This is a genomic window from Tahibacter sp. (genome assembly GCF_035481375.1).
Lineage (GTDB): Bacteria > Pseudomonadota > Gammaproteobacteria > Xanthomonadales > Rhodanobacteraceae > Tahibacter.
In genome coordinates this window covers 1-11,107 of sequence record NZ_DATIGT010000301.1, presented here as the reverse complement: position 1 = coordinate 11,107, position 11,107 = coordinate 1, and the positions used below count along the sequence as shown (strand labels likewise).

Here is an 11,107-nt window from a genome sequence, read left to right as displayed (position 1 = left end):
GCGTTGCGGCGGCGCCGGACGCACGCCGCGGCGTGTATTCGAACGGCGGGAGTTCGGGCTCGGGCTCGGATTCGGTCAGCGGGCGCATCGGCGCGGGTGCGCGTGCGGACTCGACCGGCCGTTGCGCGGCCGGCGCCGGCGCGGGCGCGCGGCGTGGCGCCGGTTCCTCGGCGAAGTCGCGCGCGGCGCGCGCGACTTCTAGCGTGGCGACATCGTCCTCGATGCGGCCGAGGCGGCTTTGCAGCGCGCTGATGCGCCCGAACAGCACGCCGATCAGCGTGCCGAAGATGGCGCCGACCGCGGCGGCACTCTTGAGCAGCGTGCTTCCCAGCAGGACGCCGATGAACAGACCGATCAGACCCAGCAGCCAGGGCATCTCGATTCTCCACTCCGTGAATGCGACGTTCGCACTCTAGCGGCCGCCGGCCGCGGCGTCCCCAAGGTCGTGCGCGGGTATCGCCGGCCGATACCCGGCGGATCAGTTGTCGCCGCCGGCCGGACGACGGGTCAGCAGACCGTGGGGCCGCCGCAGAAAAGGCTCAGTAGAGGGGAGCGCCGCCCGCTGGGCGGGTCTTGAAGCGCTTGTGCAGCCAGAGATACTGCGACGGCGCCTCGCGCACCATGGCTTCGATCGCGGCGTTGACGCGCGCGGTGTCGGCGACGGCGTCGTCGCTCGGGAAATCGGCGAGCGGCGCTTCGAGGCGCAGGGTGTAGCCGCCGTCGGCGTCGCGCCGGTGGAAGAATGGCAGCACGAGCGCGCCGGAGAGCCGCGCGAGATGATGCGTCGCCGTGATCGTCGACGCCGGCACGCCGAAGAACGGCACGAATACCGAGTCCTTGCCGCGCATGTCCTGGTCGGGCGCGTACCAGACCGTGCCGCCGCGCCGCAGGTATTTCACGGTCGCGCGCAGTTCGTCCTTCGTGAACATCGCGTCGGCGTAGCGCAGGCGTGCGGCGAGCACGGCCTGTTCGAACACCGGATCGTCCATCACGCGATACATGCCGCTGATGCGGATGCGCCGCGATACGAGCCGTGCGCACAATTCCAGATGGGAAAAATGTCCGCCGACGAGCAGCACGCCGCGCCCCTGTTCGCGAGCGGCGGCGAGATGTTCGAGCCCGGTCACGCGGCAGGGGATCGCGGCGATCGCGTCATCGCTGCCGAACCAGGCCACGGCGAACTCCACGAGCATGCGGCCGCTGTCGCGCAGGTTGTCGGCCAGCAGCCGCGCGCGCGCCGCCTCGTCGAGTTCGGGAAAACAGACCGCGAGATTGCGCGCCGCGACGCGCTTGCGCATGACGAGCAGGCCCTGCGCGAGCCAGCCCAGCAGCGCGGCGAGACGCCGCTGCCACCGCTGCGGCAGGCGCGCGACGCCGCGGACCAGGGCGAGACCCAGACGCGACGGCCAGTAGCGCGGAGACGAAAGCGTGCGGGACGCCGGAACGGAATCGGACATTGCGCGCAGTGTAGCCGCAACGGCCGCGGTGCCCGACCTGGGCGGCGATGCGGACGCGCCCGCCGGGCGGATCGCGCGCGCCGTCCGCGCGCCGGCGGACGGGCCGGCGCCGACCGCGGCGGCTATACTGCGCCGCCCCCGCCGCATGCCCCGATACGTGTTCCCGCGATCCCTCTACACGTTCGTGATGTACCTGCTGACGCCCGTGATCCTGATCCGGCTTGCGCGGCGCGGGCTGCACTATCGCGGCTATCTCGGGCGCTGGCGCGAGCGGTTCGGCTTCTTTCCGCCGCCGGGCTTCAAGGAAAGCATCTGGATCCACGCGGTTTCCGTCGGCGAGGTCAATGCGGCCGTTCCGCTGATCGAAGCGCTGATGCGCGAACACGCCGACCTGCCGTTCGTCATCACGACGATCACGCCGACCGGCTCCGAGCGCGTCGAGAAGCTGTTCGGCGAGCGCGTGTTCCATGTCTATCTGCCCTACGACCTGCCGGCGTCGGTCGCCCGCTTCCTCGATCGCGTGCGTCCGCGGCTCGGCGTCATCATGGAAACGGAGATCTGGCCGAACCTGTTCCACGAATGCGAGCGGCGCAACATTCCGCTCGTGGTCGCGAACGCGCGGCTGTCGCAGAAGAGCCTGCGCGGCTACGGACCGGTCCGTCCGCTCGCGCGCGTCGCGATCCGTTCCGCGCGCCACGTCGCCGCGCAGTCGAGCGCCGACGCGCAGCGTCTGCTCGAGCTCGGTGCCGAACCCTCGCGCCTGTCGGTGCTCGGCAACATCAAGTTCGACATGGCCGTGCCCGACGAGCTTGCCGACGTCGGGCGCGAGTTGCGCGAGGCCTGGGGGCCGCATCGGCCGGTCTGGATCGCAGCCAGCACGCATGAAGGCGAAGAACTGATCGCGCTCAAGGCGCACGCTGCGGTGCTGCGCCGCTTCCCGGATGCATTGCTGCTGATCGCACCGCGCCATCCCGAGCGCTTCCGGCCGGTTGCGCTGGCCTGCCGCAGTTTCGGCTTCGCGACGCGCACGCGCAGCGAAGACGTCACGGCCGGCACCGCGAGCCAGTGCTTCGTCGTCGACACCCTCGGCGAGCTGCTGCACTACTACGCGGCGTCGGACGTCGCCTTCGTCGGCGGCAGCCTCGTGCCGATCGGCGGGCACAACGTGCTCGAGCCGGCGGCGCTGTCGGTCCCGGTCGTCGTCGGCCCGAACACCTTCAACTTCGAAGCCATCACGGCGAGCCTCGTCGAGGACGGCGGTGCGTTGCAGATCAGCGATGCCGACGCACTCGGCGCGACGATCGCGCGCCAGCTCGCCGACGAACCGGGGCGACGTCGCATGGGCGCGCAGGCGCGTCTCGTGTTCGAGCGCGAGCGCGGCGCGGTCGCGCGCAACATGGCTGCGATCGAGGCCGTGCTCGCGGGCCGCGCGGCGTCCTGATTTCCCGGCGCAGAATTCTCCGGCGCAGAAACGAAAAAAGCGGGCAATGCCCGCTTTTTCGTCGTTCGGATCAAGCCGCGCTCATTCGAGCAGCGCGTTGACTTCCTTCAGGTCGTTCGGACCGACGTTGCCGGCCGACTGGCGCAGCAGCAGCTGGTTCAGCACGAAGCTGTGGCGGGCCTGCGACAGGTCGCGCTGGGCCTGATACAGCTGGCGCTGCGACAGCAGCACGTCGACGATCGTGCGCGTGCCCACTTCGAAGCCGGCCTGCGTTGCCTCGAGTGCGCTGTTGGCCGAAACCACGGCCTGCTTGCGCGCTTCGACTTCACTGATGCCGGCGACGACCGCGCGGAAGTTCAGGCGTGTATTGCGCACGAGGGCGCGCTTCTGCTGTTCCAGCGCGTCCTGCTGCGCGTCGCGGTCATAGACCGCCTGGCGCACGCGCGACTGCGTGTAGCCGCCGCTGAAGATCGGCACGTTGAGCAGCAGCCCGACCGTGCGCGTCGTCGTCCGACCGTTGCTGTGCGTTTCGCCGATGTCCGGACTCAGGCTCGAACTGCCGTCGCCCCAAGTCGGCTGGCGCGAATAGGTGTACGAACCCGACAGCGTCGGCAGATGACCCGAGCGCGCGGTGTTGATGTTCGCCTGCGCGGCGGAAACCGCGTATTCCTGCGCCTTCAGGCCCGGATTCTCGGCCAGCGCCTTGTTGACCCAGGCTTCCATGTCGTTGGGCACGGGTTCCTGCATCGGGATCTCGGTGCGCAGGCGGGCCAGCGGACCGGGTTCCTTGGCGGTGATTTCGCGCAGGGCTTCGCGGGCGTCGTCGAGCGCGTTCTGCGCGTTGATCGTCGCGGCGCGCGCCGAGTCGTGCTGTGCCTTCGCCTCGTTGACGTCGGTGATCGCGGACAGGCCGACCTCGAAGCGCTGCTGCGCCTGATCGAGCTGGCGGCCGAGCGCCTTCTCTTCCGCCTGCGAGAAGGTCAGCGTGTCCTCAGCCGTGAGCACGGTGAAATAGGCCGTTGCGACACGGATCGACAGGGCCTGTTCGGCCTGCACGTACTGCGCGTCGCCGCGACGTTCGAGTTCCTTCGCGGCCTTGCGCGCGGTCCACTTGCTGAAGTCGAGGATCGACTGGGTCAGCTGCCCCTGCAGTACGGTGCCGCGGCCGTCGCTCGCGGTGGTGTAGACGATCGGAACCAGCGCGCCCTGCTGGTTGCGGTCGACGCCGGCGCTGTACTGATCGCGACTGCTGTCGGAAAAGCTCAGCGACGCGGCGACCTGCGGCAGCAGCGCCGCTGTCGCCTGGTCGACGCCTTCGGAGATGGACAGGCGCTGGGCTTCGGCGCCCGACAGCACGGGGTCGTTCTGGCGGGCGAGGTCATAGATCTGGTTCAGGTCGTCGGCCGAGGCGAGCGCGGGCACCAGCGCGAGGGCCAGTGACAGGGGCAGCAGCTTGAACGGGTTTCGCTTGGTCATTGTCGCTTCCTGGAAAGGAGCCGTCCTGGTTTAAGGCTCAAAAAGGGTTGCGAACTCGCCCGGCCGTGAACGTCAAAGCGTGAACCGCTTCGGAGGAGCGGCGTTCGTCAGGTAGGCAAGATCGGTTTCGAACAAAGAGGTCTCGCGCACAGTGGTGCCGTCGCGCGTAAACACAATGGCCTGCTGCACCGGCGATTCGCCGATCACCGCGAACAGGCGTCCGCCGGGCTTGAGCCAGCTTTTGAAGTGTTCGGGCAGCGTGTGCACCGCGCCCGTCAGCACGACGACGTCGAATTCGCGGCCGGGCTGGAAATCGCGCACGGCTTCGGCAACTTCCACTTTTGCATTGCCGATGCCGTCGCGTTGCAGGCGTTCGCGCGCGGTCGCGGCCAGATCGGCATGCTGCTCGACGCTGACGACGTCTTGGCCGAGGCGGGCAAGACAGGCGGTAAGAAAACCCGAACCGGTGCCGATTTCCAGCACCCCGTCGCCGGGTTTCACGTCGAGCGCCTGTAGCACGCGGCCCTCGATCACGGGTTTCATCATGAATTCGCCGTGGGCCAGCGGCAGTTCGAGATCGGCGAACGCGAGCTGGCGGTGTTCGGCGCTGACGTATTCCTCGCGCCGCACTTCCCCCAGCACCGCGAGCACGCGCGCGTCGAGGACGTCCCACGGACGCACCTGCTGCTCGATCATGTTGAAACGAGCCCTTTCGACATTCAGGGACACGGTGCGACTCCAACGGAAAAGGGGCGAAAGCATAGGCGCTGGCGCCCGCCACGGCAAATTCAGGATCGCTGTTCCCGAGCCCGCTCCGTAGTGCCGGAAGTCATCGCAAGTACCTGACATTACTCACCTTACGCTGTCCGACGCGGGCTTCCGGACAGGCTCGGACGTCCGCTCGCCGGCAGGCGGGAACGGGCATGCAGCACGCTGGCGGCCAGACGCTGATCGACCCGTTCGATGCGCGTGAGCGCTTGAGGGTTGCGCACGTGCGTCTGCCAGGCCAGCCAGCGGGTGATGCGCGCGAGATCGAGCTTGTCGAGCGCGGCAATGCGAACGCGCGAGGCCATGGCGAGGCTGGCGTCGAAATGCCGTGCATCGAGCAGGCTCGCGCAGATGCGCTGCGCGAGTTTGAACGATTGGCTCAGCTGGAGTTCGGGTACGGATGACATGTTTCGAGGTCCTATGCGCCGACCGGAGCGGCGTCCGCGGCCGGACGTTTGATCCGGAACCACGCGGCGTACAGCGCCGGCAGGAAGAGCAGGGTCAGCGCCGTTGCAACGAACAGGCCACCCATGATGGCCACGGCCATCGGTCCGAAGAACGCGCTGCGCGACAGCGGGATCATCGCGAGGATCGCCGCGAGCGCCGTCAGTACGATGGGGCGGAAGCGCCGGACGGTCGCATCGACGATCGCATCCCAGGCCGCGTGGCCCTTGGCGATGTCCTGTTCAATCTGGTCGATGAGGATGACCGAGTTGCGCATGATCATGCCTGACAGCGCGATCGTGCCGAGCATGGCGACGAAGCCGAACGGCACGTTGAACACGAGCAGGAACAGCGTCACGCCGATCAGGCCGAGCGGAGCGGTCAGGAACACCATGACGGTGCGGCTGAAGCTCTTGAGCTGCAGCATCAGCAAGGTCAGGACGACGAACAGGAACAGCGGCACGCCGGCGTTGACCGAGCGCTGGCCCTTGCCCGAGTCCTCGACCGTGCCGCCGACTTCGAGCAGATAGCCGGCGGGCAGCTTCGCGCGGATCGTTTCCAGCGTCGGCTCGATCGCCGCGGTGATCGTCGGCGGCTGCATCAGTCCGTCGGTATCGCTGCGCACGGTGATCGTCGGCAGGCGGTTGCGGCGCCAGATGATGCCTTCTTCCATCTCGTACTGCAGGCGCGCGATCTGGCCGAGCGGGACGGTCTTGCCCGACGCCGTCGGCACCGCGAGATTCTCGAGCAGCGACAGCCGCGCGCGTTCCTCGGCCGGGCCGCGCAGCAGCACCTGGATCAGTTCGTCCTTCTCGCGGTAGATCGAGATCGGCACGCCGGACAGCGAGCTTTGCAGAAAATTCGAGAGATCCTGCGAACTGACCCCGAGCACGCGTGCGCGATCCTGGTCGATGTCCAGGTGGATGACTTTGCTCGGTTCGTCCCAGTCGAGGTTCACATTGCGCACATGCGGATTCTTGCGCACCTGCTCGGCGACATCGCGGGCCAGTTTGCGCACGAGGCCGATGTCTTCGCCCGAGACGCGGAACTGGATCGGATAGCCGACCGGCGGACCGTTCTCCAGGCGCAGCACACGGCCGCGAACTTCCGGAAAATCGCTCTCGAACAACGCGAGCAGTTCGGCGCGCAGTTTTTCGCGTTCCTGCGGCCCCTTGGTCAGCAGCACGAACTGCGCGAAGCTCGCCTGCGGCAGCTGCTGGTCGAGCGGCAGGTAGAAGCGCGGCGAGCCTGTGCCGACATAGCTGACGTAGTTTTCGAGTTCGGCGCGCGCGCTCAGCCACTGCTCGAGCTTCTTGACCTGGCCGGCGGTCGCGTCGAGCGAGGAGCCCTCGGTCAGCTTCATGTCGACCATGAGTTCCGGACGCGTCGAATCCGGGAAGAATTGTTGCTGCACGAAGCGGAAGCCGACGATCGAGGCGACAAACAGCGCGAAGGTCGCGGCGATCACGATGCGGCGATGCGTGACGCACCAGTCCACGACGCGGCGGAAACGGCGGTAGAACGACGACGCGTAGGGATCGTGCTCATGCTCATGACCGCGCGGCGGACCACCGGCCAGCGCGCCGCGTAAGCGGCGCGGCAGCAGACCGATCGCGCGGCGGCGCAGCGAATCGGCGCGGGCCGCGAACGATCCGGGCGCCGGCGGTTCCGCCGGCTTGCCGAGATCCGGCAGCAGCTTGTAGCCAAGATACGGAATGAACACGACCGCGGCGATCCACGAGATCACCAGCGCAATCGTGACGACCTGGAAGATCGAGCGCGTGTATTCGCCCGTACCCGACTGCGCCGTCGCGATCGGCAGGAAACCTGCGGCAGTGACGAGCGTGCCGGTCAGCATCGGAAACGCGGTCGAGGTATAGGCGAAGGCCGCGGCACGGACGCGGTCATAGCCCTGTTCCATCTTCACCGCCATCATCTCGACCGCGATGATCGCGTCGTCGACGAGGAGTCCCAGCGCGAGCACGAGCGCGCCGAGCGAGATCTTGTGCAGATCGATGCCGAAATAGCGCATCGCGGCGAACGTCATCGCGAGTACGAGCGGAATCGACAGTGCGACGACCAGACCCGTGCGGAAACCGAGCGAGAAGAAGCTGACGAGCAGTACGATGATGACCGCCTCGGCGAGCGTGCGGACGAATTCGTTGACCGAACGCTGTACCGCGTGCGGCTGGTCGGCCACGCGTGCGAGTTCGAGGCCGGTCGGCAGCGACAGTTCGAGCTGCTTCGTCGCGGCGTCGAGGTCTCGGCCCAGCACGATGATGTCACCGCCTTTCTTCATCGATACGGCGATGCCGACGGCTTCCTTGCCCATGAAGCGCATGCGCGGCTGCGGCGGATCGGTGTAGGCGCGCTTGACCTCGGCGACGTCGCTGAGGCGGAACAGCCGATCGTTCGCGCGGATCGCGATGTCGCCGATGGCCTTTTCCGAATCGAACGCCCCGGAGGTGCGGATGTAGATGCGATCGGACGCCGTCTCGAAGCTGCCGGCCGGTGTGATCGCGTTCTGCGCTTCGAGCGTGGCCTGTACCTGCGCGAAGCTGACGCCGAGCGTCGCGAGCTTCGCGTTGGAGACTTCGATGTAGATCTTTTCGTCCTGCAGGCCGATCAGATCGACCTTCGCGACGTTCGGCACGCGCAGCAGCGCGAGCTTGAGGCGTTCGGCATAGTCCTTGAGCAGCGCGTAGGAAAAACCGTCGCCGGTCAGGGCATATATGTTGCCGAAAGTGTCGCCGAATTCGTCGTTGAAGAATGGACCCTGCGCGCCCGGCGGCAGCGTGTGGCGGATGTCGCCGACCTTCTTGCGCACCTGGTACCAGAGATCCGGCACGTAGCGTGAAACCAAAGAATCCTTCGCGACAACGATGATTTGCGATTCGCCCGGGCGCGCGTAGCTGCGCAGGAATTCCAGATCCGGCAGTTCCTGCAGCTTCTTCTCGATGCGCTCGGTGATCTGCTCGTTGATTTCGGCTGCGGTCGCGCCGGGCCAGGTAGTGTGAATGACCATCGCCTTGAACGTGAACGGCGGGTCTTCCGACTGGCCGAGCGAGCGATAGGAAAGGATGCCGACCAGCGCGAGCACTACGATGAAGTAGCGCACGATCGACTGGTTCCGCAGTGCCCACTCGGACAAGTTGAATTGGGTCATTGTCATTATTGTGGCGAATGCCTGCGCGCGCCGGAACGCTTCCGGAGCCTGCGGGCGGTGGTCGGACGCCGCGGTGCGTCGTGCCGCGGCGAATCAAAAGAAGGGTGCCCTGGTCGCTGCCCGGCCGTTGGGGAGGGGGGAGGGCGGCGGAGCAGCGACAGGGCGGGGAAGCGGTTGGCGGCTTACAGCGTCAGCGGCTTGTTGCTGTGGTCGACCGGGTTGACCGACTGGCCTTCGCGCAGCTTGTGGACTCCGGCGGCGACGATCCAGTCCTGTGTGTCGACGCCGGCGAGCAGCACGACCCCCTGTTCGCGGTAGGCGCTGACCGTCACCGGGCGCAGGTGGACCTGGCGCGTCTTCGCATCGAGCACCCAGACGGCCGGTTTGCCGTCCTTCTCATACAGGGCGGCAAGCGGTACGACGTGCGCAGCGTCGCTCTCGTCACCGCTGAAGAACACGCGTGCCGTCTGGCCGAGCTTGGCCCCGCCGGCGTTGCCCCCGAGCGCGACGCGGACGCGGTAGGTACGCGTCATGGTGTCGGCTTCGGGAGCGATTTCGCGGAGCGTGCCGGCCATATGCTTGCCGGATTCGGCCCAGAGTTCGATCGTCGCCGGCTGGTCCTTGCGATAGTCGCCGATGCGGCTTTCCGGCACGCTGATTTCGACCTCGCGTTCGCCGTCGCGGGCCAATGTGGCGATGGTCTGCCCTGGCGCGACAACCTGACCGGCTTCGACCGCAATCGAAGTGATGATGCCGTCGTGATCGGCGCGCAGTTCGCTGTAGCCGGCCTGATTCTGGGCGACGTTCAACGCGGCGCGGGCTTCCGTGGCGCGGGCGGTGGCTGCCTTGAGTCGGTTGTCCACGGCATCGAACTGCGTTGCACTGACGAAGTTCTTCGCGCGCAACGCCTCGTAGCGGTCGCGCTCCGACCTGGCCGTTGCAAGATCGGCCTCGGCCGCAGCCAGCGAGGCTCTGGAGCTGCTGGCCTGGAGATTCAGGTCCTGGGGATCGAGTTCGGCAATGATGTCGCCGGCCTTGACGTGGGCTCCGACGTCGACGCTGCGCTGACGGATCTTGCCGCCGACGCGGAAGCCGAGGGAGCTTTCATAGCGGGCTTTGACGTCGCCGCTATATAACGTGCCGGCTTCGGCCGCAGCGGACTGCGGACGCGCGACAATCGCGGGACGGATAGGATCTTGCACTTCGGCGCGTGTGTTGCAGCCGGAAACGAGTACAAGGGTCGGGACGATCAGGAGCAGGCCTATCCCCAGGCGGCGAAGCCGGTTCGGCAGGCTGGGGGTGTCATGGGCGCGCATTGTTACAATCCTCGGAAGAAGATAACGAACGGGTTTACCTGAACTGTTCGGTACAGTATCATTACTAAACTGCACTGTCTAGTATTTATTGGCCATGTCATCAGTGATGAAACAGGCCGCTCCAGGGCGGCCCAAAGATCTCGAGAAGCGCGCAGCAATCCTTGATGCGGGCAAGCGGCTGTTTCCGCGCCACGGATTCGACGGCACGAGCATGGATGCGATTGCGGCTGAGGCCGGCGTTTCCAAGCTGACCGTCTACAGCCACTTCACCGACAAAGAGACGTTGTTCAAGTCGGTGATCGAGGCGAAGTGCGAGGAGCAGGTGCCTTCGGCGCTGTTCATGGCCGATCTCAGTGGTCCGATCCGAGGCCAGCTCCTGACGATCGCGCGCGCGTTTTTCGCGCTGATCACGAGCGAGGAGTCGATTTCCCTGCACCGGATGATGACCTCGCAGGCACAGCCGACGAAGCTCGCACAACTGTTCTGGGAAGCCGGTCCGAAGAAGCTTCAGGCGGCTTTCGAAGCGTTCCTGCAGGCTGAAGTCGATGCTGGACAGCTCGAGATTCCGGAGGTCTGGCGAGCGACGTCGCAGTTCTTCTGTCTGCTCAAGGGCGAACTCCATGCACGCATGATGTGCGGCTGTTCCGAACCGTTCTGCGAGCAGGCGGTCGAGGACCACATCAACGCGACCGTCGACATGTTCCTGCGCGCCTACGCGCCATCGCGCGGCTGCGGTTGAGGCCGCGTCGGCGCCGCGACTCGCCCACAGCCCCCGCTTCGTGCTTGAATGCGCGCCTGAAGCGGGGGTGCCCAGATCGGGCTGAGAGAGTCCCTTCGTACCTGACCCGGGTCATGCCGGCGTAGGAAGCTTCGACGCGAGGCGCATCCATGCGGGCTCGCGCGCCGCCGCTTCGTCCCCCGACCTTTGAGGACGATGCCGATGAACGCCCTGCCTTCCGACCTGGTGCGCCAGACCCAGGAACTGTCCGAACACGTGACGCGCCCGATTCCGGGCTCGCGCAAGATCCACGTTACCGGC

8 protein-coding genes, 1 pseudogene and 1 riboswitch are annotated in these 11,107 nt (G+C 66.8%); of the genes and pseudogenes, 2 read left to right on the top strand and 7 right to left on the bottom strand.

Going from position 1 to position 11,107, the window contains the following annotated elements:
• Nucleotides 1-376 (bottom strand): annotated as a pseudogene (locus tag VLF18_RS20010) (hypothetical protein); the annotation flags it as partial.
• A 163-nt stretch (nucleotides 377-539) separates the two neighbouring features.
• On the bottom strand, nucleotides 540-1,457 hold the full coding sequence (gene lpxL, locus VLF18_RS20005; protein WP_325281397.1) for an LpxL/LpxP family Kdo(2)-lipid IV(A) lauroyl/palmitoleoyl acyltransferase: 918 nt from the start codon (nucleotides 1,455-1,457) through the stop codon (nucleotides 540-542).
• 157 nt (nucleotides 1,458-1,614) lie between these two features.
• Here lpxL and waaA point away from each other — a divergent pair, with 157 nt between their 5' ends.
• A complete protein-coding gene (waaA, locus tag VLF18_RS20000; protein ID WP_325281396.1) occupies nucleotides 1,615-2,898 on the top strand; it encodes a lipid IV(A) 3-deoxy-D-manno-octulosonic acid transferase in 1,284 nt (427 codons plus the stop codon).
• An 81-nt stretch (nucleotides 2,899-2,979) separates the two neighbouring features.
• Here the strand turns inward: waaA and VLF18_RS19995 are convergent, their stop codons facing one another.
• From VLF18_RS19995 to VLF18_RS19975, 5 genes are all read right to left on the bottom strand, one after another.
• On the bottom strand, nucleotides 2,980-4,374 hold the full coding sequence (locus tag VLF18_RS19995) for a TolC family outer membrane protein (protein WP_325281395.1): 1,395 nt from the start codon (nucleotides 4,372-4,374) through the stop codon (nucleotides 2,980-2,982).
• Between the two features lie 72 nt (nucleotides 4,375-4,446).
• A complete protein-coding gene (locus tag VLF18_RS19990) occupies nucleotides 4,447-5,103 on the bottom strand; it encodes a protein-L-isoaspartate O-methyltransferase (protein WP_325281398.1) in 657 nt (218 codons plus the stop codon).
• 128 nt (nucleotides 5,104-5,231) lie between these two features.
• Complete coding sequence (locus VLF18_RS19985; RefSeq protein WP_325281394.1) at nucleotides 5,232-5,549, bottom strand: hypothetical protein; 318 nt, start codon at nucleotides 5,547-5,549, stop codon at nucleotides 5,232-5,234.
• An 11-nt stretch (nucleotides 5,550-5,560) separates the two neighbouring features.
• The gene (locus VLF18_RS19980) at nucleotides 5,561-8,752 is read right to left on the bottom strand and encodes an efflux RND transporter permease subunit (protein ID WP_325281393.1); all 3,192 of its coding nucleotides are present in this window, start codon (nucleotides 8,750-8,752) and stop codon (nucleotides 5,561-5,563) included.
• Nucleotides 8,753-8,934: 182 nt separating this feature from the next.
• Nucleotides 8,935-10,143: an efflux RND transporter periplasmic adaptor subunit gene (locus VLF18_RS19975; protein ID WP_325281392.1), complete on the bottom strand. Its 1,209-nt coding sequence runs from the start codon at nucleotides 10,141-10,143 to the stop codon at nucleotides 8,935-8,937.
• 19 nt (nucleotides 10,144-10,162) lie between these two features.
• Between VLF18_RS19975 and VLF18_RS19970 the strand changes: the two genes are divergently transcribed.
• Complete coding sequence (locus tag VLF18_RS19970) at nucleotides 10,163-10,807, top strand: TetR/AcrR family transcriptional regulator (RefSeq protein WP_325281391.1); 645 nt, start codon at nucleotides 10,163-10,165, stop codon at nucleotides 10,805-10,807.
• Nucleotides 10,808-10,860: 53 nt separating this feature from the next.
• Nucleotides 10,861-10,952, top strand: a riboswitch (TPP riboswitch).
• Nucleotides 10,953-11,107: the final 155 nt, after the last annotated feature.